The 26,503-nt window shown below is 72.8% G+C and carries 21 protein-coding genes; 5 read left to right on the forward strand and 16 right to left on the reverse strand.

The features are described from left to right. Nucleotides 1–3: 3 nt before the first annotated feature. The 5 genes from ACZ4NB_RS14990 to xylB all read right to left on the reverse strand — a co-directional run bounded on the left by ACZ4NB_RS14990 (nt 4) and on the right by xylB (nt 7,007). Nucleotides 4–642 (reverse strand): N-acetylmuramoyl-L-alanine amidase, encoded by a 639-nt coding sequence (locus ACZ4NB_RS14990; protein WP_467661518.1) that lies wholly within the window; start codon nt 640–642, stop codon nt 4–6. Between the two features lie 240 nt (nt 643–882). Next, the gene (locus ACZ4NB_RS14995) at nt 883–2,298 is read right to left on the reverse strand and encodes a family 2B encapsulin nanocompartment shell protein (protein ID WP_467661520.1); all 1,416 of its coding nucleotides are present in this window, start codon (nt 2,296–2,298) and stop codon (nt 883–885) included. A gap of 112 nt (nt 2,299–2,410) precedes the next feature. Further along, nucleotides 2,411–3,820, reverse strand: coding sequence for a family 2B encapsulin nanocompartment shell protein (locus ACZ4NB_RS15000; RefSeq protein ID WP_467661522.1), 1,410 nt, complete (start codon nt 3,818–3,820; stop codon nt 2,411–2,413). Nucleotides 3,821–3,987: 167 nt separating this feature from the next. Then, on the reverse strand, nt 3,988–5,286 hold the full coding sequence (locus tag ACZ4NB_RS15005) for an ROK family protein (RefSeq protein WP_467661524.1): 1,299 nt from the start codon (nt 5,284–5,286) through the stop codon (nt 3,988–3,990). A 269-nt stretch (nt 5,287–5,555) separates the two neighbouring features. Beyond that, nucleotides 5,556–7,007 (reverse strand): xylulokinase, encoded by a 1,452-nt coding sequence (gene xylB, locus ACZ4NB_RS15010; RefSeq protein WP_467661526.1) that lies wholly within the window; start codon nt 7,005–7,007, stop codon nt 5,556–5,558. Between the two features lie 129 nt (nt 7,008–7,136). Between xylB and xylA the strand changes: the two genes are divergently transcribed. Further along, nucleotides 7,137–8,300: a xylose isomerase gene (xylA, locus tag ACZ4NB_RS15015; RefSeq protein WP_467661528.1), complete on the forward strand. Its 1,164-nt coding sequence runs from the start codon at nt 7,137–7,139 to the stop codon at nt 8,298–8,300. Between the two features lie 55 nt (nt 8,301–8,355). On the opposite strand, the gene ACZ4NB_RS15020 is transcribed toward xylA, so the two are convergent. Then, entirely contained in the window at nt 8,356–9,321 is a 966-nt protein-coding gene (locus ACZ4NB_RS15020; protein ID WP_467661530.1) for an acetylxylan esterase, read from the reverse strand. A gap of 134 nt (nt 9,322–9,455) precedes the next feature. Here ACZ4NB_RS15020 and ACZ4NB_RS15025 point away from each other — a divergent pair, with 134 nt between their 5' ends. Continuing rightward, the gene (locus ACZ4NB_RS15025; protein WP_467661532.1) at nt 9,456–10,313 is read left to right on the forward strand and encodes a septum formation family protein; all 858 of its coding nucleotides are present in this window, start codon (nt 9,456–9,458) and stop codon (nt 10,311–10,313) included. A 155-nt stretch (nt 10,314–10,468) separates the two neighbouring features. Here the strand turns inward: ACZ4NB_RS15025 and ACZ4NB_RS15030 are convergent, their stop codons facing one another. The 7 genes from ACZ4NB_RS15030 to ACZ4NB_RS15060 form a co-directional block, all read right to left on the reverse strand. After that, nucleotides 10,469–11,299: an amino acid ABC transporter ATP-binding protein gene (locus ACZ4NB_RS15030; RefSeq protein ID WP_467661534.1), complete on the reverse strand. Its 831-nt coding sequence runs from the start codon at nt 11,297–11,299 to the stop codon at nt 10,469–10,471. Between the two features lie 5 nt (nt 11,300–11,304). Then, nucleotides 11,305–12,090 (reverse strand): amino acid ABC transporter permease, encoded by a 786-nt coding sequence (locus tag ACZ4NB_RS15035; protein WP_467661535.1) that lies wholly within the window; start codon nt 12,088–12,090, stop codon nt 11,305–11,307. A gap of 11 nt (nt 12,091–12,101) precedes the next feature. Beyond that, nucleotides 12,102–12,899, reverse strand: a complete 798-nt coding sequence (locus ACZ4NB_RS15040) for a basic amino acid ABC transporter substrate-binding protein (protein WP_467661537.1) — start codon at nt 12,897–12,899, stop codon at nt 12,102–12,104. A gap of 172 nt (nt 12,900–13,071) precedes the next feature. Beyond that, the gene (gene mmuM, locus ACZ4NB_RS15045) at nt 13,072–13,992 is read right to left on the reverse strand and encodes a homocysteine S-methyltransferase (protein ID WP_467661539.1); all 921 of its coding nucleotides are present in this window, start codon (nt 13,990–13,992) and stop codon (nt 13,072–13,074) included. A gap of 157 nt (nt 13,993–14,149) precedes the next feature. Further along, nucleotides 14,150–17,164, reverse strand: coding sequence for a glycoside hydrolase family 2 TIM barrel-domain containing protein (locus tag ACZ4NB_RS15050; RefSeq protein ID WP_467661541.1), 3,015 nt, complete (start codon nt 17,162–17,164; stop codon nt 14,150–14,152). Nucleotides 17,165–17,306: 142 nt separating this feature from the next. After that, the gene (locus ACZ4NB_RS15055; RefSeq protein WP_467661543.1) at nt 17,307–18,617 is read right to left on the reverse strand and encodes an SWIM zinc finger family protein; all 1,311 of its coding nucleotides are present in this window, start codon (nt 18,615–18,617) and stop codon (nt 17,307–17,309) included. Further along, a complete protein-coding gene (locus ACZ4NB_RS15060) occupies nt 18,614–21,559 on the reverse strand; it encodes a DEAD/DEAH box helicase (RefSeq protein WP_467661545.1) in 2,946 nt (981 codons plus the stop codon). Before ACZ4NB_RS15060 ends, ACZ4NB_RS15055 begins: the two co-directional genes overlap by 4 nt. 148 nt (nt 21,560–21,707) lie before the next feature. Here ACZ4NB_RS15060 and ACZ4NB_RS15065 point away from each other — a divergent pair, with 148 nt between their 5' ends. Continuing rightward, a complete protein-coding gene (locus tag ACZ4NB_RS15065; protein ID WP_467661547.1) occupies nt 21,708–21,890 on the forward strand; it encodes a hypothetical protein in 183 nt (60 codons plus the stop codon). Between the two features lie 48 nt (nt 21,891–21,938). Here ACZ4NB_RS15065 and ACZ4NB_RS15070 read toward each other — a convergent pair whose 3' ends face one another. Beyond that, a complete protein-coding gene (locus ACZ4NB_RS15070; protein WP_467661548.1) occupies nt 21,939–22,721 on the reverse strand; it encodes a hypothetical protein in 783 nt (260 codons plus the stop codon). Nucleotides 22,722–22,809: 88 nt separating this feature from the next. On the opposite strand from ACZ4NB_RS15070, the gene ACZ4NB_RS15075 reads away from it, so the two are divergent. Both ACZ4NB_RS15075 and ACZ4NB_RS15080 read left to right on the forward strand, forming a co-directional pair. Continuing rightward, a complete protein-coding gene (locus tag ACZ4NB_RS15075) occupies nt 22,810–23,157 on the forward strand; it encodes a hypothetical protein (protein ID WP_467661550.1) in 348 nt (115 codons plus the stop codon). Between the two features lie 110 nt (nt 23,158–23,267). Continuing rightward, complete coding sequence (locus ACZ4NB_RS15080) at nt 23,268–24,164, forward strand: oxygenase MpaB family protein (RefSeq protein WP_467661551.1); 897 nt, start codon at nt 23,268–23,270, stop codon at nt 24,162–24,164. A gap of 21 nt (nt 24,165–24,185) precedes the next feature. Here the strand turns inward: ACZ4NB_RS15080 and ACZ4NB_RS15085 are convergent, their stop codons facing one another. Both ACZ4NB_RS15085 and ACZ4NB_RS15090 read right to left on the reverse strand, forming a co-directional pair. Next, entirely contained in the window at nt 24,186–24,797 is a 612-nt protein-coding gene (locus tag ACZ4NB_RS15085; RefSeq protein WP_467661552.1) for a class I SAM-dependent methyltransferase, read from the reverse strand. Then, nucleotides 24,794–26,281 (reverse strand): purine-cytosine permease family protein, encoded by a 1,488-nt coding sequence (locus tag ACZ4NB_RS15090; protein ID WP_467661554.1) that lies wholly within the window; start codon nt 26,279–26,281, stop codon nt 24,794–24,796. The genes ACZ4NB_RS15085 and ACZ4NB_RS15090 overlap by 4 nt, the downstream gene beginning before the upstream one ends. Nucleotides 26,282–26,503 lie beyond the last annotated feature (222 nt).

The following is a 26,503-nucleotide window of genomic DNA, read 5'->3' on the forward strand; positions in this document are numbered from 1 at the left end:
TCGTCACCCGGTGTGCTGCCAGGATGCCTCGACGACCAGTTCCAGGTAGCGCGCCCAGTCCCAGTACTCGCCCGGGTCGTGGTGGTCGGTGCCGGGCACCTCCACATGGCCGATGATGTGCGCGCGGTCCACGGGGATCCGGTAGCGGGCGCAGACGGCGGCGGTGAGCTGCGCGGACCGCTCGTACAGCACGTCGGTGAACCAGGTCGGGTCGTCGATCCAGCCCTCGTGCTCGATGCCGATGCTGCGGGTGTTGAAGCCCCAGTTGCCGGCGTGCCAGGCGACATCGCGTTCCTTGACGCACTGGGCGAGATGGCCGTCGGCGGACCGTACGACATAGTGGGCGGCCGCCTTGTGCCCGGGGTCCTGGAAGAGCCTGAGGGTGTCCTTGTAGGTCTCCTGCGTCACATGCACCACGACCATATTGATCGGATACTGCGTGGGGCGGTTGGCGGCGGTGAGGTTGGACCGGCTGGCCGGGACCCACTGGACGGGGGGATAGCCGCCACCGCCACCGTGCGGCGCCCGCTCGCGCGAAGCGGCCGCGGCCGCGGTGAGGGGGGTGAGAGCGGCGGAGGCGGTGAGCGCGGCGGCACCGGTGATCAGGCGCCTGCGGGCCGGGCGGGAGGAATCGTGCGCCATGTGAACTCCTGACGAGGACCGAGGGGAAAGGTCGCGTACATGTCACGCACATCTGTACGTTCATCATGCGCAAGAGGGCATTCCCTGCCAAGGGCGTGGCCGTTTCGCCAATGGCTCGGCCAAAGGCGAAACGGCGAGGTCAGGAGCCAGGCATATGACCTGATCAGTCGTCACCCGAGTGCCGCGCCCGCAGCCCTGACGGCTGATCACCGGCGCGGCACCGGACCGCAGTCGTCGCCGTCAGTGACCGATCTCCACATCCTCCAGGATGCCCAGGGCGTCCGGCACCAGCACCGCCGCCGAATAGTAGGCGCTGACCAGGTAATTGATGACGGCCTGGTCGTTGATGCCCATGAAGCGCACCGAGAGGCTGGGCTGGTACTCGTCGGGGATACCGGTCTGATGCAGCCCGATCACCCCCTGGTTCTCCTCGCCGACCCGCAGCGCCAGAATCGAGCTGGTCTGATCCGGGTTGACCGGGATCTTGTTGCAGGGCAGCAGCGGAATGCCCCGCCAGGAACGCACCGCCGCGCCCTCGAACTCGACGGTGCTGGGGTAGATGCCCCGTGCGTTCCACTCCCGGCCGATCGCGGCGATGGTGCGCGGATGCGCCAGCAGGAACTGCGTCTTACGGCGCCGCGAGATCAGCTCGTCCAGGTCGTCGGGGGTGGGCGGGCCGCTGCGGGTGTGGATGCGCTGCTTGAGGTCGGCGTTGTGCAGCAGCCCGAACTCGCGATTGTTGACCATCTCGTGCTCCTGGCGCTCCCGCAGCGCCTCCACGGTCAGCCGCAGCTGCTGGTCCAGCTGGTTCATCGGGCCGTTGTAGAGGTCGGCGACACGCGAGTGCACCTTCAACACGGTCTGCGCGACGCTGAGTTCGTACTCGCGCGGCGCCGTGTCGTAATCGGCGAAGGTGCCCGGCAGAAGCGGTTCGCCGACATGGCCCGCGGCCAGCTCGATGGCCGCCTCACCGTGCTTGTTCTGCGCCGGCACCAGCGCCGCCCGGAACTCCTCGACATGTGCGCGCAGCGACTCCGACTCCGCCAGCACCGCCTCGAAGTCGCTGCGGTACAGGGTCAGTGCGGTCACCCGGGTCACCGCCCGCACCGAGTGCTCCCACTCCGCGTCCGGCGACACCAGCGCGGCCGCGCCGAGGGCGTCGCCGTCGGCCACCGTGCCCAGGACGGTGTCCTCGCCGTACTTGCCGGTGCCCGTCCGGTCGAGCTTGCCGTGCGCGATCAGGATCACCCGGTCGGTCGGCCCGCCCTTGCGGACCAGCACATCGCCGGGGGCGAACTCCCGCTGGACGAACCGGCCGGCCAGCGCCTCCAGCGTCGCACCGTCGTCGTAGCCGCGCAGCGGCGCCAGCTCCCGCAACTCCGCGGGGACCACCCGGACTTCGGTGCCGGTCGAGACGAACTCGATCCGGCCGTCACCGAGGGTGTGCGTAAGCCGGCGGTTGACGCGGTACGTACCGCCGGAGACCTGGGTCCAGGGCAGGATGCGCAGCAGCCAGCGGGAGGAGATCCCCTGCATCTGCGGCGGCGTCTTGGTCGTGGTCGCCAGCTTGCGGGCTGCCGAGGTGTCCAGGCTGGAACGGCTCTGCTCGACCCCGGAAGGCTGCGGGCCGGACGTCGGGTCCACCGATGTGGTCATGGAGAAGGCTCACCTGTTCTGTGGGGTGCTGTGCGTACGTGACGTGCTGCCGTGGCGCCGGGGCGGGGATGCGGGCCGCCCAGGGCGCTGTGGTCTCTTTCCGCGCGTCTGCTCAGTGGCCGATTTGCACGTCTTCGAGAACGCCCACCGCGTCGGGCACGAGAATTGCCGCGGAATAGTAGGCGCTGACGAGGTACTTGATGACTGCCCGGTCGTCGAGACCCATGAAACGCACCGAAAGGCTCGGCTCGTACTCATCGGGAATTCCGGTCTGGTGCAGACCGACCACGCCCCGATTCTCTTCGCCGGTGCGCAGCAGCAGAATGGAACTGGTCCGGTCCTTTGTCACCGGAATCTTGTTGCACGGGAAGATCGGCACCCCGCGCCAGGACGGCAGTGAATGCCCCATGAAATCCACCGCGGTCGGATACAGTCCACGAGCACTGCACTCCCGGCCGATCGCGGCGATCGTCTGCGGATGGGCGAGCAGAAAGCCCGGGTCCTTCCAGACCGTCGCGAGCAGGTCGTCGAGATCGTCGGGGGTGGGCGGGCCGTTGCGGGTGTGGATGCGCTGCTTGAGGTCGGCGTTGTGCAGCAGCCCGAACTCGGGATTGTTGACCAGCTCGCTCTCCTGGCGCTCGCGCAGCGCCTGGATCGTGAGCTTCAGCTGCTCCTCGACCTGGTTCATCGGGTCGCTGTAGAGGTCGCCGACCCGGCTGTGGGCACGCAGCACCGTCTGGGCGACGCTGAGTTCGTACTCCCGCGGCTTCAGGTCGTAGTCGACGAACGTGCCGGGCAGCGAGGGTTCGCCGTGGTGCCCGGAGGCGACCGAGACCGCGGACTCGCCGCTGTCGTTCGTCGGGTGCGCCGGGTCCGCCACGCCCGCGGCCAGATGGTCGCGCAGCTCGGGGGAGCGGTCGACGACCTCCTGCGCGGCCTGCCGCGACAGCGACAGGACCGTCACCCGGGTCACCGCGCGATAGCTGAACCGCCAGGTCCCCTCGGAGGTGGTCAGCGGCCCGTCACCGAGGTGGTCGCCACCGGCCAGCGCCTCCAGCGCGGACTCCTCGCCGTATTTGCCGCTGCCGATGCGGTCCACCCGGCCGTGCACGATCAGCACCAGCCGGTCGTCCGGCGTGCCGGCCTCGGCGATCAACTCGCCGGGTGCATAGGCGTGCTGGGTGAACCGCTCGCTGAGGGCCGTGAGGACCTCGGTATCGGTGAATTGCCGCAGCGCGGGCAGCTCGCGCAGTTCATCGGGGATCACCGAGACCTCGGAGCCGCTGATGGCGAATTCGATGCGCCCGTCGCCGAGGGTGTAGGTCAGTCGGCGGTTGACGCGGTAGGTGCCGCCGGAGACCTGCACCCAGGGCAGCAGTCGCAGCAGCCATCGGGACGTGATGCCCTGCATCTGCGGCGGGGTTTTGGTGGTGGTTGCCAAATTCCGTGCGGCGGAGGTGCTCAGGCTGGAATTCGGGGCGTTTTCCGCAGTGCCGGGCAGTGATTCGTCGGCAATCGTCACAACGTGACCTATCTCCTCGGAGGGTGCGATGCGGCCGCCCCGAAACCCTCCGTCACGACAGTTCCGTGGCAGTCCGCCGAACCGACCGTAGTCGGGCGCTTTTTATCAGCACAATCGCTCGATGGAGTGGCATGGAAATCCCCTTCCATGGAAAGGTTTAGGCGATTTCAGCCCCGGGGAGAGTGTGCCGGGGCGCGGAAGTCGAGCGGATCGTCGAGCACGGCCTGGAGGGCGGCGTGCGCCGCACCGAGCAGGGGGCCGTCCGCGCCCAGCCGCGACACCGCCACCCGCGGTCCGCCGCCGCGCGACGGATCCGCGGCGACCGCCGTCCGCAGCGCCAACTCCCGCTCCAGGGACGGCAGAACCCAGGGCGCCGGCTCGGCCAGCGCACCACCCAGGACCACCGCCTGGGGATCGAGCAGGTTCACCACCCCCGCAAGCGCGATCCCCAGCGCCGTCCCCGCCTCGCCCAGCGCCCGTACGGTGGCCGCGTCCCCGTCGGCGGCCCGGTGCGCGAGCAGCGCCATCCGGGCCCCCGGTCCCGGATGCGCGGCCGCCGCGCCCTCGGGTGTGATCCCGCCCGCGCGCAGTACGGCCCGTTCGCCCGCGTACAGCTCCAGGCAGCCGCGGCCGCCGCAGTCGCAGCGGCGGCCGTCCGGATACACCGGGACGTGCCCCAGCTCACCCGCGAACCCCCGTGCCCCCCGCAGCAGTCGACCCTCCACCACCACCGCGGCGCCGATCCCGACCTCCGCCGAGACATGCACGAAATCCGGCGGCGGGCCCGGAAGTTCGGCGCCGTCGCCGCCCAGCCGCAGCTCGGCCAGCGCACCCAGGTTGGCCTCGTTCTCCACGGTCAGCCCGATGCCGTCGACGCCGTGACCCGGTGCCGTCGCCGAGGCCAGTCCCGGCGCCAGATCCACCGCCCGCCAGCCGAGGTTGGGCGCGTGCACCACGGTCGTCGAGCCGCGGGCCACCAGACCGGGCACCGCGACCGCCAGCCCGGCCGGCCGCAGCCCCTCCGCCGCGATCCCCGCGGTCACCTCCGCCACCAGCGCGGACAGCCGCCGCAGTACGGGCCCGGGCTCGCTCTGCCGGTTCGCCGCCTCGGCCGCCACCCGCGCCCGTACCCGGCCGCGCAGATCGACCGCGCACACCGCCAGATGGTCGACGCCTATCTCGGCCCCCAGCCCGGCCGGGCCACGGGCGCTCACCGCCAGTTCGCTGCCGGGCCGGCCCCGCCCGCTGGGTACCGCCCGCCCGGTCTCCACCAGCAGCCCGGCCCGCAGCAGCTCCTCCACGAGCGGGGCCACGCCCGCCCGGGTGAGCCCGATCCGCCCCGCGACCGCCGCCCGGGACAGCGGCCCCTGCGCGGCCACGGTGCCCAGGACCCGGGCGAGATTGCGGCGGCGGATGGCGTGTTGGGTGTCGGGGGTGGGGGTGGAGGGGTGGGGTATGGCGGGCATGGCGAGCTCCTCGATGTTCGGCCCCCGCCCCCACCCCCCGGCACCCTCCCTCCCCCCTACGGGGGGAGGGAGGGTGGGGGCGGGGGAGGGCGTGTGGGTGGGGTGAGGGGGGTGGCAAAACGCCCGAACCCGGCTGATTCGCCAGTCCGGTGACTCACCAGTCCGGTGAGACTCACCAGCCCAGTGATGCGTCAGTCAGCCGATCCAGCCGGCCCGGCGATGCATCGGCCCGGTGATCCGGCCGGTCCGGCGATGACCGTTCCGTCGATTCACCGCCCCGGCCGAATCGCCTCACCCCGCAGCAGCGCCTCGCCGTGTGCCAGCGTCGCCCGGATCCGCTCCCAGGCCGCCGTGTCGCGCTCCTGCGCCTCGTACTCCGCGCCGCGGGCCGTACCCCAGCGGCGCGCCACCGCCGCCGGGTCCTCGCCCAGCAGCAGCCCCGCCGCCTGCGCCGCGGCACCGAGCGCGACCAGCTCCTGCGCCTCGGGCACCACCACCGGCCGCCCGGACAGCCGCCGCACGGTCTCCCGCCAGGCCCGGCCCTTCGCCCCGCCGCCGATCAGCAGCAGCGGCACGTCCGCCGCGATATCCCCGTCGAGCACCCGGTCCAGCGCCTCCAGCAGCGCGAACACCGCGCCGTCGTAGGCGGCCTGCAGCAGCTGGCCGGCCGTGGTCTCGTGCCGCAGCCCGTGCACCAGGCCCGACGCGCCGGGCAGGTTCGGGGTCCGCTCACCGTCGAGGAACGGCAGCATCACCACCTCGCCGCCCGCCTCCACCGCCTCCCGGTCGCGGCCCAGCAGCGCCGCCACCCGGTCCACGGCGAGCGTGCAGTTCAGGGTGCAGGCCAACGGCAGCCAGTCGCCCCGGGCATCGGCGAAGCCCGCGACGACCCCGGTCGGATCGGTGGGCCGCCGGGTCGAGACCGCATAGACCGTCCCCGAGGTGCCCAGGCTCAGCACCGGCTGGCCCGGGCGCAGCCCCAGACCGAGCGCCGCCGCCATGTTGTCGCCGGTCCCGGCGGCCACCAGCGCGCCGTGCGGCAGCGGAAGGTCGTCGGCGTGCACGGTCCCGGCGGCCTCACCCGGCAGCGCCACCCGCGGCAGCGCCTTCGGGTCCAGCCCGACGTGCGCGAGGATGTCCGCGTCGTAGGACCCGGTCGACGACGCCCACCAGCCGGTGCCCGACGCATCGCCGCGATCGGTGACGGCCTGGCCGGTCAGCCGCTCGACGAGGTAGTCGTGCGGCAGCCGCACCGCCGCGGTGCCGGCCGCCGCCGAAGGCTCGTTGGCCCGCAGCCAGGCCCACTTGGCCACCGTGAACGCCGGCGTCGGCACGCTCCCGACCCGGTCCGCCCAGGACTTCGCGCCGCCCCGCTCCGCGATCAGCTGCTCGCTCTGCGCCGCCGGGCGTACGTCGTTCCACAAGATGGCCGGGCGCACCGGCTCACCGGCCGCGTCCAGCGTCACCAGTCCGTGCTGCTGCCCGCCGACGGACACCGCCGTGGCCTGCCGTGCCGCGTCGCCGCACTGCGTCAGCGCCTCGCCCAGCGCCCGCCACCACTGCCGCGGGTCGCTCTGCCGGCCCTCGCCGGCGCTGACCGTGTGCGGCGCCTGGCCCCGGGCGATGACCGCACCGGTCTCCGCGTCCACGACCAGCGCCTTGGTGGACTGCGTCGAGCTGTCCACCCCGACGACGAGCGGTCCCGCTGCCTGTGCGCCCATCGTGCACTCTCCCTTGGCGGCCCGTATCCATGGTCTGTGTCCAGGGGGTTCCCCGGTGTGCTGCCGCATATTAGTTTGACCGCGGCGCAATTTGTAAAGCGTGTTGACGAAATGACCGAGGGAGTCGCGATGAGCCATCAGCCCGTGCCCGAGGACAAGTTCACCTTCGGCCTCTGGACGGTCGGCTGGCAGGGCCGCGACCCCTTCGGCGACCCCACCCGGCGCGCCCTGGACCCCGTCGAGTCCGTCCACCGCCTCGCCGCTCTCGGCGCGTACGGCGTCACCTTCCACGACGACGATCTGATCCCCTCCGGCGCAGGCGACATCGAGCGCGCGGCCGCCGTCACCCGCTTCCGGCAGGCGCTGGACGCCACCGGACTCGTCGTCCCGATGGCGACCACCAACCTCTTCACCCACCCCGTCTTCAAGGACGGCGCCTTCACCGCCAACGACCGCGACGTCCGCCGTTACGCCCTGCGCAAGACGCTGCGCAACATCGATCTCGCCGCCGAGCTGGGGGCCCGTACGTACGTCGCGTGGGGCGGGCGCGAAGGTGCGGAGTCCGGCGCCGCCAAGGACGTACGGGCCGCCCTGGACCGGATGAAGGAGGCATTCGACCTCCTCGGCCAGTACGTCGTCGAGCAGGGCTACGACCTGCGGTTCGCCATCGAGCCCAAGCCGAACGAACCGCGCGGCGACATCCTGCTGCCCACCGTCGGCCACGCCCTGGCCTTCATCGAACGGCTGGAGCGCCCCGAGCTCTACGGCGTCAACCCGGAGGTCGGGCACGAGCAGATGGCCGGGCTGAACTTCCCGCACGGCATCGCCCAGGCGCTGTGGGCGGACAAGCTCTTCCATATCGACCTCAACGGCCAGAGCGGGGTCAAGTACGACCAGGACCTCCGCTTCGGCGCGGGCGATCTGCGGTCCGCCTTCTGGCTGGTCGACCTCCTGGAGACGGCCGGCTACGACGGTCCGCGGCACTTCGACTTCAAACCGCCGCGCACCGAGGACCTGGACGGCGTCTGGGCCTCGGCGGCCGGCTGTATGCGCAACTACCTGATCCTCAAGGAGCGCGCGGCGGCCTTCCGCGCCGCCCCGGCCGTCCAGGAGGCGCTGCGCGCCGCCCGCCTCGACCAGCTGACCCGGCCCACGGCCGAGGACGGCCTGGCCGGGCTGCTGGCCGACGCGACCGCCTACGAGACCTTCGATCCCGCGGCGGCCGCGGCCCGGGGCATGGCCTTCGAGCAGCTGGACCAGCTGGCGCTGGAGCATCTGCTGGGCACGGCCTGAGGCGGCGGCCGCGGGGATCGTCCCGCTGCGGCCCCCACCAGGCGGCCGGTCCCCGTCAGTCGAGCAGCTTGTGCGCGTAGGCGAGCTCCGCGGCCCGGTGTTCGCCGCCGCCGCCCTCATGGGCGTTGAACCGCCACACCTTCAGTTCCTTCTCGCCCGCGTAGTGGTGGAACGTGGCGAAGCCGGTGGACGGCGGGACCACCGCGTCGCGCAGCGCCGTGCCGAAGAGCGCGGGGGCGGTGGCGCGGGCCGCGAAGTTCAGGCCGTCGAAGTGGTCCAGGGTGTGCAGTGCGGTGTCGATATGGCCGCGGGCGCCCGCGAAGTAGCGGGTGAGCTCGCCGTACGGGCCCTCGTCGGTGAGGTCGATCGCGCGCCGGATGTTCGTCAGGATCGGCACATCGATCAGCGCGCCGGCCAGCCCGGGGACCAGCGCGGTCATCGCCAGGGCGAGGGCGCCGCCCTGGCTGCGGCCGGCGACCACGATCCGGTCGGCGTCCACGTCGTCGTGGCCGCGGGCCGCCTCCACCGCCCGTACGGCGTCGGTGAACACCCGCCGGTAGTAGTAGTCGTCCGGATCGAGCAGGCCCTGGGTCATCTTGCCGGGCACTCCCGGATTGCCGTAGCCGGCCGGGTCGGGGGTGTCGCCGGGGCGGTCGGGGCCGCTCTGTCCCCGGGTGTCCATGACCAGGGTGGCGAACCCCGCGGACGGCCACAGCAGCCAGTCGTGCGGCAGCAGCCGGCCGCCGCCGTAGCCCAGGTACTGCACCACGCACGGCAGCGGCCCGGCACAGCTGCCCGGCGTCAGGAACCAGCCGCGGATGCGGTGCCCGCCGAAGCCGGAGAACGCGGCGTCGTAGCAGCGCAGGAGGGGCAGTCCGGGGTCGATCTCGGTGAAGCGCGCGTCGAGGTCATGGGTACGGGCCTCGTCCAGGGTGCGCTGCCAGAACGCGTCGAATCCGGCCGGTTCGGGAAGCGGTGGGCGGTAGTTGCGCAGCTCGTCCAGGGGCAGGTCGGTGAACACGCGAAACCTCCGGGCCGTAGGGTGGCTTGCTGCCTGTCGCAACGGTGCCCACGGGACGGACATTTCAGACCCGGAATGTTCCAGGTTGGTCACCGAGTCCCTTGAAACCCAGTAAAGAAGCGATCATTTCCGCCATGAGCTTTCCTCCGCCTCCGCCGTCGAACCAGCCGCAACCGCCGAACCAGCCGCCCCACAACAACCCCGGTGGATTCGGCCCGCCGGCCGGCGGCTACGGCCCCGGCGGTCAGGCCCAGGGCGGATACGGCCCCGGTGGCTACCCCCCGCCCCCGGGCGGCAACCAGGCCCCCGGCGGCTACGGCTCGCCGGCCGGCGGTTACGGCCCTCCGGGACCGGGCGGACCGGCCGGGCCCGGAGGCTTCCAGCAGCCGCCCGGCCCGCCCGGAGGCGGCGGCAACGGCAAGGTCATCGCGGCGATCATCGGGGGCGGCGTGCTCGCGCTGGCCGCCGTCATCACCGTCGTCGTGATCGCCAACGACGACGGCGACAACAACCGTGCCCGGCCGACCAGTTCGAGCGCCGGCGCCACGCCCTCCGAGAGCACCTCCCCCTCCGCGTACCCCTCGCCCTCCGAGTCCTCCGGCGGTACGGACTCCAGCGGCACGCCCTCGCCCTCCAGCAGCCAGATCCCCTTCTACCTGCTGAAGGTCGGCGACTGCTACGACCTCCCGAAGGACGACGCCGGCGGCAACAACGACGCGGCCTCCTGCGACGGCCCGCACGACGCCGAGGTCGTCACCACCCACCGCCTCGGCACCGGCCTGACCACCGAATCCGAGATCAAGGACAAGGCGGCCTCGCTGTGCCGCAACGAACTGGAGCGCAAGGCGGCCCGGCAGCCCGCCGGCACCGCCGAGGGCACCTACGTCCAGTACCCCTCGCTCAAGGGCTACAAGTTCGGCATCAAGTCCGTCAGCTGCAGCCTGATGGGCAACCGGTCCGGCACCAAGAAGCTCACCAAGCCGCTGTCCTGAGCCGGACGGTCACCACCGTCGTCGGCACCCCGCTGTCCACGAGGCGGCCCTGATCGTCGAACGCGTCGGGGCCGTCGGTCGCACCGAAGCCGTTGCCGTCGAAGGGGGTCAGGGTGCGGCGGCCGCCGACCGGTACACCGGCGGCCCACCACCGGTCACACGGGTTTGACCGCCGCCTCCCCGCCCGCGTCCGCGATCTCGCCCACCTCGGCGGCCGCCGGATCCAGCACCCGCGCCAGGAACGTCCGGGTCCGCTCGTGCCGGGGAGCGCCCACCACCTGCTCCGGAGTGCCCTCCTCGACGATCACCCCGCCGTCCATGAACACCACCCGGTCGGCGACCTCCCGGGCGAAGCTCATCTCATGGGTGACGACCAACATCGTCATCCCGTCCCGGGCCAGCCCGCGCATCACCGCCAGTACGTCGCCGACCAGTTCGGGGTCGAGGGCAGAGGTCGGCTCGTCGAAGAGCATCAGCTCCGGTTCCATGGACAGCGCACGGGCGATCGCCACCCGCTGCTGCTGGCCGCCCGACAGCTGCGCCGGATAGGCCGCCGCCTTGTCGCTCAGCCCGACCCGCTCCAGGTTGGCGCGGGCGATCCGCTCCGCGTCGGCGCGGTCGCGGCGCAGCACCCGCCGCTGAGCGATCGTCAGATTCTCCAGCGCGGTCAGATGCGGAAAGAGGTTGAATGCCTGGAAGACCATCCCGATCCGCCGCCGGACCAGATCGATGTCCACGTCCGGGTCGGTGACGTCGGTCCCGGCCACCATGACCCGTCCCGCGCTGGGCTCCTCCAGCAGGTTCACACAGCGCAGCAGCGTCGACTTCCCGGACCCGGAGGGCCCGATGACGCACACCACCTCTCCGCGCGCCACGGAGAAGTCGACCCCGCGCAGCACCTCCAGCTCGCCGAACGCCTTGCGCAGGCCCTGTACGTCGATGGCCTTCGCGTCCTCGGCGGCATCAGCCGCCCGATCCGTCGTCATTGCGCTCACCTGGCCTTCGCCGTACGGGCTTCCAGCCGCCGGACCAGCTGGCCGAGCGGAAGGGTGATCACGAGGTAGAGCAGTCCGGCGATCAGGATCGGGGTCAGGCTCTTGTGCTCATTGAGCGCGTCCCGGCCGAAGTTGGCCAGCTCGAACTGACCGAGCGCCAGCCCCAGCAGATAGACCAGCGAGGAGTCCTTCGTCAGCAGGATCAGTTCGTTGGTCAGCGGCGGCAGGACGATACGGAACGCCTGCGGAATGACGATCGACACCATCGCCCGCCCGTGCGACATCCCCAGCGAACGCGCCGCCTCCGTCTGGCCCTTGGGCACCGCCTGAATTCCGGCCCGGATGGTCTCCGCCATATACGCGGCGCCCACCAGGCCGAGCGACAGCATCACCGTCACCTTCATATCGAGCGCGACCTCGAAGGCCAGCGGAACGCCGAACCCCAGCGCGATGAACACCAGCAGTGCCGGGATTCCGCGGAAGAACTCGATATAGGCGATGGCGATCCAGCGGTACGGCGGCACCGACGACAGCCGCATCAGCGCCAGCACCAGGCCGAGCGCGAGACCGAACCCGAATCCCAGCAGGGTGTAGATGAGCGTGTTGACCAGCGCCGTGGTGATGATGTCGGGGAACAGCGCCTTGGCGACCTCGACGTCGAAGAACGCCGTCCGCAGCTGGTGCCAGTCGGCGACCAGCGCGATGACCACCACGGCGACCGCCAGGACGCCGTACTGCACGCCGCGGATCAGCCGCGCGCGCCGTCTTTTGGACAGGGGCATCAGGACCGGCCTCAGCTCTGCGGTGTGGTGCCGAACCACTTCTTGTAGATCCGGTCGTAACTGCCGTCGGACTTGGCCTTCTTGATGGCCGCGTTGATCTTCTTGCGCAGGGCGTCGTTGCCGGTGCGTACGCCGATGCCGTAATGCTCACCGGTGTTGAACTCCGCGGTGACCTCGGTGTCCGCGTTCTGCTTCACATAGTCGAAGAGCACACCGTTGTCGTTGATACCGGCATCGACCTGGCCGGACTTCACCGCGGTCAGCAGCAGCCCCAGATCCTCGAACTCCACCAGCTCCACGCCCTTGCCGTGGTCCTTGGCGTAGATCCCGCCGGTGGTGGCCTTCTGATATCCGAGCTTCTTGCCCTTGAGGTCCTCGACCTTCTTGAAGGGCTTGCCCTTTTTGGTCAACAGCGCCTGAGTGGCATTGAAATAGGGGTCGGAGAAATCCATCACCTTGTCGCGGGCCGGCGTGATCGTCATGCCGGCCGCGGCCAGATCGCACTTGCGGACGGTGAAGTCCTGGCCGGTCTCGATGCCTTCGAACGGCGTGTTGACGATCTCCTGCTTGACGCCCAGGTCCTTGGCGACCAGATCGACCAGGTCCACATCGAACCCGACGACCTTGCCGTCCTTCTTCACCTGGAACGGCGCGTAGGGAAGGTGGGTGCAGGTCTTGAGAGTGCCGGCGGAGACCAGCTGCAGGCCGCCGGAACCCTTCTTCCCGTCGGACTTGGTGCTGGTGCACCCCGCCAGGACGGCGACGGCCGCGGCAACGGCTATGACAGGCAACGCGGAGCGAGCGGACACCGGTCCTCCAGTACAGGACGAAGATCAACCATGTCGTAGGTGCTGCGATGTGGCCTGCATCCTGCCACCGACCAGGAGAGCTGTCGCCGCCGCTTCGGTTGCGTCTGTGTAACGCCTTCGACCCGCTCACCCGTCCGAACCGACCGCCGGTCCCGCTTTTCCGGCCGCCCGGTCAGCGGTCCAGACCGGCCGCCAGCGAGGCGATCACGTCCGGTCCCACCCGGCAGCAGCCGCCGATGAGCCGGGCGCCGTCCGCCGCCCAGCCGGCGACCCGGTCCGCACCGAACGCCGGGTCGCCGTACCACGCCCGCGCCTGGGCGTCCCAGCTCTCCCCGCTGTTGGGGTAGACCACCACCGGCTTGCCGGTGACCCGCGCGGCCGTGCGCACCGCCCGGTCCGCGTCGTCGGGCGCGCAGCAGTTCACCCCCACCGCGATGATTTCGTCGGCGTCGGCCGCGAGCGCGAACGCCTCGGTCAGCGGCTGCCCGGCCCGGGTGCGGTCACCCGCGACGCTGTACGACAGATAGGCCGGCACCCCGAGCCCGCGGACCGCCCGCAGCAGCGCCCGGGCCTCGTCGGCGTCCGGCACGGTCTCCAGCGCCAGCACGTCGGGCCGCGCCGAAGCCAGCACCTCCAGCCGCGGCCGGTGGAACCGCTCCAGCTCCGCCACCGACAGGCCGTAGCGGCCGCGGTATTCGGAACCGTCCGCCAGCATCGCCCCGTACGGCCCCGCCGACGCGGCCACATACAGCGGCCCGGCGACCCCGCCCGCCCGCGCCAGCCCGGCCGCCTCGCGGGCCAGCGCCACGCTCCGGCGCAGCAGCTCCGCGGCCTGCTCCTCGGCGATCCCGCGGCGCGCGAAGCCCTCGAACGTCGCCTGATAGCTGGAGGTGATCGCGACCTGCGCCCCGGCCTCGTAGTACGCCTGATGCGCCCGCACGACGGCCTGCGGCTCCTCGGCCAGCAGCCGGGCCGACCACAGCGCGTCACTGAGGTCGGCCCCGGCGGCCTCCAGCTGATTGGACAGCCCGCCGTCGAGGACGACCGGCCCGGCGGCGAGGGCGTCGGCGAGCGAAGGGGAGGTGCTGACCATGGTGCGAAGCCTCTCGATGCGTGGTGCCGGCCGGGCGCTCTCCCGCCCGGCCGACCGGATTCCCGGCCCGGTGCGCCGGTCGTCCGATCTCCCTTCGGATCGTAGCGCCGGCCACTGACACCGCCGGCCGGCGCCTGGGCCCGGCGCCCCGCGACGCTCAGCGCAGCGAGGAGAACACGAACGAGAACCGCGCGGGCGCCACCTCCAGCCGGTGCTGCGGCAGCACCCCCGGCCCGCACGACTGGCTGCCGATGCCGTGCTGCGCGTGGTCGAGATGGAGCCAGAGGTCCTCGCCCGGCCGCAGGTCCGTGGTGTGCCGGGCCGCGGTCAGCTCCTCGTCGGTCCACCGGCGGGCGGAGAAGGAGAAGTCCGGGTCGCCCTCGACGCGCAGTCCCGAGCCGTCCGTCCGGGTCAGCCGCACCCAGCGCACATCGGGCCGCGCGCCGTTCTCCTGCGGCCGGACGTACGGCGTCTGGAGCGCGTCCACCGGCATCGCCCAGCGGCCGATCTGCGCGGCCTGCCGGGTGTCCGGATAGCCCTCGCCGGGCCCGCCGCCGAACCACTCCGCGAACCCCAGGCTGCCGCTCACCGACATCCGCACCCCCAGCCGCGGCAGCGGAACCGGCCAGTCGCCCTCGGGGTCGACGGTCAACTCCAGCCGCAGCGCGTCGTGGTGGGCGCTCCACCGGTAGACCGTGCGCAGCGCCAGGGGCGACCCGGCCGGCGCGACCCGGGTACGGACCACCAGGGCCTGCGGGGCGGTTTCGACGGTGTCGACGCGGTGCCGCATCCGGTGCAGACCGAGCCGCCGCCACTCGGTGGCCGGCCGCGGCCCCGGCTGCCAGGGCGCGGCCTCGTCGTTGTCGGTCGGCGCCCGCCAGACGTCCAGCCGGGGGCCGCGGAGCTGTACGCCGTCCAGATAGCCGAGCGCCCCCGTGGTGGCGTCGAAGGTGCCCGGGCCGAGGAGGATCACATTGCCCTCACCGCGGCGCGGCCTGGCGGTGGCCGCCGGGGGAGCGGCGACCGGGCGCCGGCCGTCCGGCACCTGGCCCCAGGCGACCTCGTGCCCGGCCGGCGCCCAGGCGGCGTCCGCGTCCAGCACCGCCCGCACCGTCCAGATCGCCTCGCCCTCGTCCCGCTCCTCGGCCGGCGCCTCCGGCAGCGCCACCACCGCCGACTCACCCGGGGCCAGCTCCGGCACCTCCAGCCATCCGTGTCCGCGCACCTCGCCTTCCACCTCGTACCGCCAGAGGAACTCCAGGTGCCCCAGGTCGGCGAAGTCGTGCAGATTGGTGATCCGGACCGCGTCCGCACCGCCGTCGCCCGCGGACTCGCGCTCGATCCGCACCGGCTCGATGACCTTCTTGAACGCGATCAGGCCCGGTGAGGGCACCCGGTCGGGGAAGACCAGCCCGTCGCAGACGAAGTTCCCGTCGTGCAGCTCCTCGCCGAAGTCGCCGCCGTAGGCGTGGAAGACCGCACCGTCCGGTGTCTGCTGCCGCAGCCCGTGATCGATCCACTCCCACACGAACCCGCCCTGGCAGCGCGGGTAGGTCTCGAACAGCCGCTGGTACTCGCTCAGCCCGCCCGGCCCGTTGCCCATCGCATGCGCGTACTCGCAGAGCAGGAAGGGCAGTCCACGCCGCCGGGCGTCGAGGTCCGGATCGGCCAGCGGCTCCTCGGCGCGCCGCCCGATGCGCTCCACCTCGGCATGGTCGGCGTACATCCGGGAGTACACATCGGTGTCGGCGCAGCTGCGGTCGCCCTCGTAGTGCAGCGGGCGGGACGGATCGCGCTCGCGCATCCAGGAGGCCATCGCGGAGAGCCCGCGGCCCGTCCCGCACTCGTTGCCCAGCGACCACAGCACGACGCTGGGGTGGTTCTTGTCCCGCTCGACCATCCGGCGGGCCCGGTCGAGCAGGGCCGGCTCCCAGCGCTCGTCGTCGACCGGGTTGTCCCGCCAGCCCTGCTGGGCGAAGCCGTGCGTCTCCAGATCGCACTCGTCGACGACCCACATCCCCAGCTCGTCGCAGAGATCGAGGAACGCCGGGTGCGGCGGATAGTGGCTGGTGCGCACCGCGTTGATGTTGTGCCGCTTCATCAGCAGCAGATCGCGGCGCATCGTCTCCGGGCCGACCGTGCGCCCGTAGAGCGGATGGAACTCATGGCGGTTGACGCCGCGCAGCAGGATCCGGCGGCCGTTGACCTTCAGCAGCCCGTCCTCGACCCGGACGGTCCGGAACCCGATCCGCAGCGGGACCCGTTCCCCGGCGGTGACCAGCTCCCCGTCGTAGAGGTGCGGCCGCTCGGCCGTCCAGGGGCGCACCGCGACCGTCGCGCTCTGCCCGGTGGCCAGATCGAGCCCCAGTTCCGGTACGGTCACCCGCCCGCCGGGTTCGCACTCCACGCGCAGCGTGCCCCGCCCCGTGACGTGGTCGTACCCGGCGTGCACGAAGTGGTCGACGACCGAGCCCTCGGGACGGCGGTGGACCGACACGTTCCGGAAGATGCCCGGCAGCCACCACTGGTCCTGGTCCTCCAGATAGCTGCCCGACGACCACTGGTGGACGCGCACCGCCAGCACATTGCCGCACGGCCGCAGCAGATGCCCGACCTCGAACTCGTGCGGCAGCCGGCTGCCCTTGAAGTGCCCCAGCTCCCGCCCGTTGAGCCACACCCGGGCGCAGGACTCCACCCCGCCGAAGTGCAGCACCGCGGGGCCCTCGCCCCAGCCCTCGGGCAGATCGAAGACATGCCGGTGGTCGCCGGTGGGGTTCTCGTCCGGCGGTCTCGGCGGATCGACCGGAAAGGGGTAGGCGGTGTTGGTGTACGCGGGCGCGCCGAAGCCCTTGAGCGCCCAGGTGCCGGGCACCCGCAGCTGCCGCCACTGGGCGTCGTCGAAGTCCGGGCGGGCGAAGGCGTCGTCCTCGGCGTCGGCGCGCGGCGACAGCCGGAAGCGCCAGGTGCCGTGCAGCGAGAGCCGGGCGGCGTCCGATCTCTCGTACCAGGCCCGCGGCGGCAGCGCTCCGCTGCCCGGCGAGCGGTCCTCGTAGTAACGGGGGCGGGGGTGCGGGTGGCCGGAGTGGTGCGGTGCGCGGTGCGGGTCGTCGGCGGTCCGTGGCGGCTGTCCGTGAGTCGGCTGCTGCGGCGCGTGCTGCGAAGTACCGGTCACTGGTCCTCCTGCTGCGGGCGACTTGCCTGGCGGGGGGTGGAATCAGCGAATCACGACCGGGGGCGCGGCGCAGCCGGATGGGGCGGATCGGGCCAGCCCGAGGCGGCGACCGCCCCGAAGGCGGCCCGCCGCCCCGGATCCCTCACTCCGGCGCCGACAGCCCCGCCAGCGCGCCCGCCGGATCGTCCGCGGCCGGGCCCGCGGGCACCCACCGCCCGCCCTCCCGGCGGTACGGCCACCAGCGGCCGTCCCGCCCGTAGCGCAGCTGGGCATCGCCGCCGACGGTCCAGCGGTTGCCGTCGGCCCGCAGCCGCGGCCGGGCCTCGCCGTCCTCCCAGGCGGCCGCGATCCGGCCGGCCGCCCGGGCCAGCACCGCCGGCTCCGGCGTCCACTCCTCCTCCAGGACCGCGAGCCCGGCGGCGCCACCCAGCTCCCAGGCCCGTACGGCCAGCGCCAGCCCCCGAGGATCGCGCCCCGAACCGGCCGCCAACCGCGCCGATATCTCCTCCCCGGGATCCGTCGCCGCCAGCCGCACCGCGTCCTGAGCGGGCGTCAGCGCGGGCGGCGGCACACTGTCCGGGTGCCCGGCGGAGAGGGCGTCGGCGAGCAGCCGCTGGGCGCGCGCCGCCGCGTCCTCGATCAGCAACTCCAGTGCGGGCACCGTCACTCCGGGCGCGGGCGGGGTGCCGCCGCCGAGCGCCGGTGCGGCCCCCGGAGCGGCGACCGGCGGCGGTGGCGGGGGCAGCGGCGGCAGAATGTCGCGCGCCGCGTACGCCTCGGCGGCCGGCACCCCCGCATCCGGCTCCGCGCCCGGCGCGTCCTCGTCCGCGGGCACCGCCGCCCGCGCCGCGCTGCGCTCCTGAAGCTCGTCGAGCAGCTCCCGCTCGCCCCGGCCGCGCAACAGCAGCAGCACGAACGGGTCCTCGTCCAGCAACCGCGCCACCTGGTAGCACAGCGCCGCCGAATGCGCACAGTGGTCCCACGCCCCGCAGCCGCACTCCGACTCCAGGTCGCCGATGCCCGGCAGGAGTTCGATCCCGGCGGCGGCCGCGTCCTCGACCAGGACCGGCGGCATGTCCCGGTCCAGCAGCGCCGCGATATGCCCGGCCCGGTCCGCGACCAGGTCCAGGAAGCGGTCCCAGTCCGCCGCGCTCAACTGCTGCAGCAGGACGTCGGACCGGTTCCGCGTGTGGTCACGGTCCTGGACGAGCGCGGTGAGCCGCCCGGGACGTACGGACACCGCGCCGACCGCACCGGCCCGCGCATGCTGCCGGCCCAGTTTGACCTGCGCGCCGTCGAGCGCGGAGTCCTCCAGCGCCTTGAGCCACGCCTGCCCCCACCAACTCCGCGCGAAGGCCCGGCCGCGGGCCGCCGGAAGCGCGTCGAAGATCCGCTCGGCCCCGGCCGCCGCCCCGTCGGCGCGACCCGCCATGTCGTTCCCGGGTGTGCTCATCGCTCGCTCCCTCGCAGTGCGACCAGATCCGCCAGCTCGGCGTCGGTGAGTTCGGTCAGCGCGGCCTCGCCGGACCCCAGGACGGCATCCGCCAACCGCTGCTTACGGGAGAGCATTTCGGCGATCCGGTCCTCGATCGTGCCCTCGGTGATGAACCGGTGCACCTGCACCGGCTGGGTCTGACCGATGCGGTACGCACGGTCGGTGGCCTGCGCCTCGACGGCCGGGTTCCACCAGCGGTCGAAGTGCACGACATGCGAGGCGCGGGTGAGGTTCAGCCCGGTGCCGGCCGCCTTCAGCGACAGCAGGAACACCGGCGCCGCACCGTCCTGGAACCGCCGCACCATCTCCTCGCGCCGGGCCACCGGCGTCCCGCCGTGCAGCAGTTGGGTGGGCACCCCACGAGCCGCCAGATGCGCCTGGAGCAGCCGCGCCATCTGCACGTACTGCGTGAACACCAGCACGCTCGCGCCCTCGGACAGGAGGGTGTCGAGCAGCTCGTCCAGCAGCTCGACCTTCCCCGAACGCCCGGAGACGGTGACGTCCGCGGCGGCCGGTGCGCCGTCCCCGGGGCCGAACTCCTTCAGATACTGCGCCGGGTGGTTGCAGATCTGCTTGAGCGAGGTGAGCAGCTTGACGACCAGCCCGCGACGGGCGAACCCGTCCGTCCCGGAGATCTCGTCGAGCCCCTCGCGCACCACCGCCTCGTACAGCCCGGCCTGCTCCCTGGTCAGCGCCACCGCACGGTCGGTCTCCGTCTTGGGCGGCAGCTCCGGCGCGATCCCCGGATCGGACTTGCGGCGGCGCAGCAGGAAGGGCCGCACCAGCCGGGCCAGCCGCTCGGCCGCCGCGCCCGCCTCCGCCGAGGCCGCCACACCGCCCTCGACGGCCTGCGCATAGCGCGTACGGAACCGGCCGAGCGGCCCCAGGAGACCAGGCGTCGTCCAGTCGAGGATCGCCCACAGCTCCGACAGGTTGTTCTCCACCGGGGTGCCGGTCAGCGCCACCCGGGCCTTGGCGGGGAGGGTCCGCAGCGCCTTGGCGGTCGCGGAGAAGGGATTCTTGACGTGCTGCGCCTCGTCGGCGACGACCAGCCCCCAGCCCACCTCCGCGAGCTTGGCGGCATCCAGCCGCATCGTCCCGTAGGTGGTCAGGACGAACTCGCCGTCCCCCAGGGACGCCAGGCTGCGCCGCCCGGCGTGGAAGCGGCGCACCGGTGTGCCCGGCGCGAACTTCTCGATCTCCCGCTGCCAGTTGCCCATGAGGGAGGTGGGGCAGACCACCAGCGTCGGACCGGCGGACGCGCGCTCCTGCTGCCGGTGCAGATGCAGCGCGATCAACGTGATCGTCTTGCCGAGGCCCATATCGTCGGCGAGGCAGGCGCCCAGCCCCAGCGACGTCATCCGGTGCAGCCAGCCGAGACCGCGCAGCTGGTAGTCGCGCAGGGTCGCGGTGAGCGCCGCCGGCTGCCGGACCGGGGTGCCGTCGGCGCCTTCGGGGTCGGCGACCCGGTCGCGCAACCGGGCGAGCCAGCCCGAGGCCCGCACCTCCACACGGCCGCCGGCCGGGTCCTCGGCACTGCCGGTGAGCGCGGCGCCGAGCGCGTCGAGCGGTGTGACCTTGCGGTCCCGGCGCTCCCGGGCGGCCCGTACGGCCTCCGGGTCGATCAGCACCCACTGACCGCGCAGCCGGACCAGCGGCCGCCCGGCCTCGGCGAGCCGCTCCAGCTCCGCCCGGCCGATCTCCTGATCGCCCACCGCGAACCGCCAGCTGAACGACAGCAGCGCGTCCGCCGACAGCAACGACGGCAGCCCCGACTCCGGCCCGTCCGGCCCGTCGCCGTCCGCGGCGTCCGGCGGCCCCACCACGGCCCGGCTGGTCAGCGTGCGCGCCAGCGCCTTCGGCCAGTGGACCTGCACCCCGGCGGCGGCCAGCGCACGGGAGGCCGGCCCGAGCAGTTCGGCGACCTCCTCGTCGGCGAGTTGCAGCGCGTCGGGTACCGCCGCGGACAGCAGCGGGGTGAGCGGAGCCCAGGCGTCGGCCGCGCGGCGCAGCGTCAGCAGCGTGTCCATCCGCGCCCGCGGCCCGAACGCCCGCCCCGCCGCAGAGGCCCCCACCCACACCTCGGCGGCATCCGCGACCAGCGCCGGGTCGGTGAGGCTGTGCAACTGCAGCACGGCGGTGAAGGCCACGGGCGAGTCGGTGTCGCCGGGGTCGGGCAAGGCGTCCTGGCCATCGGGGCCGTCCGCCCCCTGGACCTCCACCCGCAGGGAGATCCGTACGCCCGCGTCATGGCCGGCGGCCACGTCCGCGGCCCAGGCGCGCTGTTCGGGGACGTGACTCGGGGCGGCCGCCGCGAAGGCCGGCGCGCCGGTGACCAGCGCCGCGGCGGGGGAGCGCGGCAGCCCGTCCGCCACCGCGTCGAGGAAGGCCCGTAGTTGCCGCTCCGGGTCGGGCAGCGCCACCGGGTCGCTGTCCGCGAGGGGGACGGCGTGCGCGTACGGCGGCATCGCGGCCGCGAGGTCACGCAGCCGCTCGACGTCCCCCGGATCGAGCGGACCCGCCCGCCAGGCGTCGAACCCCTCGGGGCTCACCCCTGGCAGCAGCCGTCCGCGCGCCGCCAACTGGAGCGCCAGCACGGCCGCGGCACCCCAGAAGGCCGCCGCCGGATGGGTGCCCCGGGCGGCCCGGGCGCGCGTGAGCACGGGCAGCGCTTCGGCGACGGGCAGGACCAGGGCGGGGACCTCGCACACCTCGACCGCACCGTCCTCGCCGGGCAGGGCGACGCACAGCCCGTCGTGCGGTGTGTCGGCGACGGGCTCGCCGTCCGGGCGCCAGAAGGCGACCCGCCCGGCTCGTGGCGGATCCGACGGCAGAAAGACCGCCGCACAGCGGGCGAGCTCGGCGAGCCGAGCCGGGGTGACCGTGGGGAGGAAGGGCACTGGGTCCAGGACTCCTCAAGTTTGACTAATGGCGCCTGAAGCGCCCGAGGGTACAGCACGGCGGCGCCGTTCAGGGAACCCGCGGCACGGAAACGGCGTTCAATGGAGTACACAGACTGCGGCGGGCGCCGCGGAAGGGGCGTGAAGGATGTCCACACAGGCAAAGGTCGCGATCGGCGGCGTTGCGGTGGGAGTGATCCTGCTGTGGCTGCTGCCCTTCTGGGCGGCCGTATTGGTCATGGTCGGCGTCCCGGCCCTCGCGTATCTGACCCTCGACTCCTCCCAGCGCCGCCGCCTGCGCCGGGCAGGCCGCAAGCAGCTCGGCCGCTGAGCCGACGGGCCCCCGCCGGGCCGACCGCGGGGGCCCGGGCGGCGGTGCTCAGACCGGCCGCGCCGCCAGCTCGTCGAGCGACGCCAGCAGACCGGGCAGTTCGGGCCCCCGGCCCACGGGGTGCACCTCGCCCGGCTCCTCGTCCAGCAGCACGAACGCGATGTCGTCGGTGCGCGCGACCAGGCTCCAGCCGGGCCCGTCGACCCGCAGCGTACGGGCCTCCCCGGCCGCGAACGACGACCGCACCCGGCCCGGCGGCGGCGGATCGGTCACATAGCCACGGGCCTCCTTCAGCACCCGCCGCACGCCCTGGTGGGCCTCGTCCCCCGGTTCGGCGAAGCTGACATCGCCGTCCACCTGCTCGCGCCAGGCCGCCCACTGCATCGCGATCTCGTCCGCGCCGAGCCGCCGTTGGGCGGGTCCCCACTCCGCGGCGTCCGGCGGCGCGAGCGGCGCGGGATCACCCTCCTGCGGCTCGGGATCGTGCGGCTGCGGCACACCCGGCGCCGCCACGGCCAGGGCCAGCGGCCAACCGGGAAGCGCCGCGACGATGCTGTTCTCCCCGGGCGAGAGGTCGTACTCCATACCGCAGTCCCAGGCCGCGATCGCACAGGCCACCAGCGACACGTCCTCCGTCGCCACCGTCCAGCGCGCCCCGGAGCCGTCCTGGCCGAGGACCAGCCCATAGCCCTCCGCGTACGGTTCGAGGCCGAGGCCCGCGCACACCTCCGGGTAGTCGTCACCGAGCACGCTCGGGAACTGCGCGGGCGTCAGCAGCACCGCCGTCAGCACGAACAACTGGTCGTTGTCGGCGCTCTCGGTCGTGGGCACGCGGCCTCCCCATCACGGTCCGTTCTCGGTACGTCGGCGCACACTAATGGGGTTGGTAGCGCCTTGTCACCAGCCCTACGCTGCGCCTATGTGTTTCTACAGCCGCCGGATGCACTTCGTGTGCCTGAGCTGCCGGACCGCGTGGAAGAAGACGCCGACCGGGCCCGGCCCCGGACCCTGCCCGCAGTGCCGCGGCGAGCTGATCGACGCGGGCGCCGACCTGGCGGTCCCCAAGCGGCGGGACGCGGCGGGCTGGCGCGCGCTGGAGGCGGTGCTGCGCGCGGGCCTGACGTTCCACGGCGGCTGCTGCGGTACGGGCCCCGGCTACCGCCCGCGCACCCCGCGCGAGGTCCGCGAGCGGCTGGCACTGGCCGGGCGTACGGGTATGCCGGTGCGGCGGGCGCTGGCCGTGGCGGACCCTGCGACGATCTCCTGAGACGACGGAATCCGGCCATGCGCGGCCCGATCTGGCGGCCGCGGCCATCCTTCAACCCCCCTGCCCACCCCTAAAATTGCCCTTTCGACGATCGAAGGGACAGGTGCCAGGTGCGGCGCTACGACTGGCTCAAGGAGATCCGGCGGCTCGACCCGGAGCGCGACTTCCTGCGGATCTACCGCATCATCGCGACGCATGAATTTCCCTGGGACATCACCAGAGCCCTGGAACTCGCGCTGTACCGCACCTACGCCGTGCCCAGCATCGGCCGGTTGCTGTCGGAGACGGCGGAGCTGACCGACCGCACCCAGAAGCGCTATGACGACACCGCGCTCCTCCTGGACGCCGTCCTGGAACACGGCTTCGACGGCGAGGACGGCCGGACGGCGATCCGCCGTATCAACCAGATGCACCGCCGCTACGACATCACCAACGACGACATGCGCTACGTCCTGTGCACCTTCGTGGTGATGCCCAAGCGCTGGCTCGACGCCTACGGCTGGCGGCGCCTGACCCGGCACGAACAGCGCGCCGTCGCCGCCTACTACCGCACCCTCGGCAGCCATATGGGCATCGCCGAAGTCCCGCAGACCTACGAGGACTTCGAGCGGTACCTCGACGCCTACGAGGCGGCGCACTTCGGCTGGGACGAGGGCGCACGACGGGTGTCGGACGCCACCTTGGACCTGATGGCGGGCTGGTACGGCCCGCTCGCCCCGGTGGTGCGCGGCGCGAGCAAGGCCCTCCTGGACGACTCGCTGCTGGAAGCCTTCCGCTACGACCGGCCCAAACCGGCGGTCCAAAAGGCCGTACGCGGCGCCCTGAGGCTGCGGGCCAGGACCGTACGGCTGCTGCCGCCCCGCCGCACCCCGCACTACGCCCGCCAGAACCCCGAGATCAAGGGCTATCCGAACGGCTTCCGGGTGGCCGAACTGGGCACCTTCCCCGCCTCCCGCAGCACCGGCGGCTGCCCGGTCCCCCACGGACAGGGCCCGGCGGCGTCCTGAACCACGTGCCCGATGGCGGGCTCAGCCCCGGCGGACCGCCAGCGCCAGATAGCGGTCGTCCTTGTCCTCGTACCGGGTCAGGTCCCAGTCGCTCCCGGCCAGGAGGGGACGCAGATTCGGCTCGGCCCGCAGGTCGTCGGGGGTGAGCGGGCGGCCCTTGCGCGCGGCGAGGGCGGCCCGCCCGATGGGGTGGAAGAGGGCGAGCCGGCCACCGGGGCGCACGACCCTGGCCAGCTCACCGAGCCCGCCGGCCGAGTCCGGCAGATGGGAGATCAGCCCGGCGGCGAAGACCGCGTCCAGCGCGGCGTCGGGCAGCGGCAGCCGGGCCGCGTCGGCGAGCAGCAGCGCCGCGTACCGGCCGCGCCCGGCCCGTACGGCGGCCCGCAGCATCTCGGGCGTGACGTCCGCGCCCAGCACCGCGCCGCGCGGTCCCACGGCCTCCCGCAGCGCGGGCAGCGCACGCCCGGTGCCGCAGCCGGCGTCCAGTACCCGGTCGCCCTCCTGGAGGCCCAGGGCCGCGACGCCCGCCGCATAGGCGGGACCGTCGTCGGGGAACCTGGCGTCCCAGCCGGCGGCGCGGGCCGCGAAGAACGCCCGGACCTCGTGCGGCCGGTCGGCGTGGTGCTCGGTCATCGTGTTCCTTCGGGCGGGGTGCGCCGGGCGGCGAGGGGGGCGGTGACGGCGTACAGGACGCCGGCGACGGCCAGCGCCACCACGACGCCGAGGTTCATGGCGCCCAGCGTGCCCTTCGCGGCGCTGTCGGTCAGCAGAAAGCCTACGGCCCGGGCGATGTGCGGGTCCGCCGAGGTGATCAGGCCCAGCCCGACGACGGTGGCGACGACGAGCGAGAGCACCGCCGGCCAGCCCAGGGACCGTACGTTTCGCAGGTCGAAGCCGGTGTGGCGGCGACGCCACTGCTCCACCAGGAAGACCGCCGTCCAGGCGGCCATCGCCACCCCGATGATCGACAGGAATGCCTGGAACGTGGCGAAGAAGCTGGGCGAGACGAACAGGACATACCAGCCGCCGACGGCCATCAGCGCACCGTCCACCAGGACCGCGAGGTGCCGGCGGACGGGGATGCCCAGCGCCAGCATCGACATGCCCGAGCTGTAGATGTCCATGATCGCTCCCGAGGCGAAGCCCCCGATGGCGGTGAGCAGATACGGCACCAGGAACCAGGTCGGCAGCTCCGCCGCGAGGGCGCTCACCGGGTCGGCGGTCGCGGCCTCGGCGAGCTTGGGATCACCGGCGTTCAGCAGCACACCGAAGACCAGCAGCACCAGCGGGGGCAGCACCCCGCCCAGAGTGGTCCACCCGGTGATCGCCCGCCCACTGCTGTGACGCGGCAGATAACGGCTGTAGTCCGCACCGCAGTTGACCCAGCCCAGCCCCAGGAGCGTCATCGCGAACACCACACCGCCGACGAACGTGCCGAGGTCGCCCGAACGGCCGTCCCCGAGCGCCGACCAGTCGACGCGGTCGGCCATCAGCACCATGTACACCACGGTCAGTACGGTGATCGCCCAGGTCAGGTACTTCTGCACCTTCATGATCAGCGCGTGCCCGTAGATGCCGACGACCACCACCGCGACCGCGGTCACCGCGAAGCAGACCGCCTGCGCCGCCGTGGTTGGCGTCCGCCCGTCGGCCTGGGCGAAGGTGCCCGGCGCGACCCGTGCCAGGATCACCGCGCCGCCCAGGGAGGAGAGCGCGACGAGTACGGTCTCCCAGCCGACGTTGGAGACGTAACTGAAGAGCGTGGGAAGCTTGTTGCCCTGCCGCCCGAAGGACGCCCGGCCGATCGCCATGGTGGGCGCGCCCGTACGGGCACCGGCGACCGAGACCAGCCCCACCAGCAGGAACGAGAGCACATAGCCGAGCGCCCCGGTGGCGATCGCCTGCCAGGGGCTGAGGCCGAGGCCCATCAGGTAGATCCCGTAGGCGATGCCCAGCAGCGACAGCCCGGATGCGGCCCAGGGCCAGAACAGGGACCGGGGTGTGCCGTGCCGCTCGGCGTCCGGCACGGGATCGATGCCGTTGCGTTCCACGGAGCCGGCCGAGGTGTTCGCGGCGGCGGACGGTCCGAGTTCCTCGTGTTCCTGTTGTTGCGTCATGGCGACATGATCTCGCATGGACCACCGTCGCGGGGAACGAACGTACGACCCAACTACCATGGAAATCAGGGCCGGTGGGATTCTTGATCGAAGAAGACGACGGCTTTGGTGAACCGGCGGAAATCCCGCTCCGCGCCGGGTACGGTCCTCGCCATGGATTCGCGCGGCGCTCTGCCGCCGAAGGCTCCCCTCGTCGAGCCATGCATCCGTATACCCCGTGAC

Source organism: Streptomyces sp. NPDC026575 (assembly GCF_055567415.1).

Bases quoted from the DNA above. Each gene is read 5' to 3' on its own strand.
- ACZ4NB_RS14990 (WP_467661518.1), bottom strand. From the start codon at position 642: ATGGCGCACGATTCCTCCCGCCCGGCCCGCAGGCGCCTGATCACCGGT.
- ACZ4NB_RS14995 (WP_467661520.1), bottom strand. From the start codon at position 2,298: ATGACCACATCGGTGGACCCGACGTCCGGCCCGCAGCCTTCCGGGGTC.
- ACZ4NB_RS15005 (WP_467661524.1), bottom strand. From the start codon at position 5,286: ATGCCCGCCATACCCCACCCCTCCACCCCCACCCCCGACACCCAACAC.
- xylB (WP_467661526.1), bottom strand. From the start codon at position 7,007: ATGGGCGCACAGGCAGCGGGACCGCTCGTCGTCGGGGTGGACAGCTCG.
- xylA (WP_467661528.1), top strand. From the start codon at position 7,137: ATGAGCCATCAGCCCGTGCCCGAGGACAAGTTCACCTTCGGCCTCTGG.
- ACZ4NB_RS15025 (WP_467661532.1), top strand. From the start codon at position 9,456: ATGAGCTTTCCTCCGCCTCCGCCGTCGAACCAGCCGCAACCGCCGAAC.
- ACZ4NB_RS15030 (WP_467661534.1), bottom strand. From the start codon at position 11,299: ATGACGACGGATCGGGCGGCTGATGCCGCCGAGGACGCGAAGGCCATC.
- ACZ4NB_RS15035 (WP_467661535.1), bottom strand. From the start codon at position 12,090: ATGCCCCTGTCCAAAAGACGGCGCGCGCGGCTGATCCGCGGCGTGCAG.
- mmuM (WP_467661539.1), bottom strand. From the start codon at position 13,992: ATGGTCAGCACCTCCCCTTCGCTCGCCGACGCCCTCGCCGCCGGGCCG.
- ACZ4NB_RS15055 (WP_467661543.1), bottom strand. From the start codon at position 18,617: ATGAGCACACCCGGGAACGACATGGCGGGTCGCGCCGACGGGGCGGCG.
- ACZ4NB_RS15065 (WP_467661547.1), top strand. From the start codon at position 21,708: ATGTCCACACAGGCAAAGGTCGCGATCGGCGGCGTTGCGGTGGGAGTG.
- ACZ4NB_RS15075 (WP_467661550.1), top strand. From the start codon at position 22,810: ATGTGTTTCTACAGCCGCCGGATGCACTTCGTGTGCCTGAGCTGCCGG.
- ACZ4NB_RS15085 (WP_467661552.1), bottom strand. From the start codon at position 24,797: ATGACCGAGCACCACGCCGACCGGCCGCACGAGGTCCGGGCGTTCTTC.
- ACZ4NB_RS15090 (WP_467661554.1), bottom strand. From the start codon at position 26,281: ATGACGCAACAACAGGAACACGAGGAACTCGGACCGTCCGCCGCCGCG.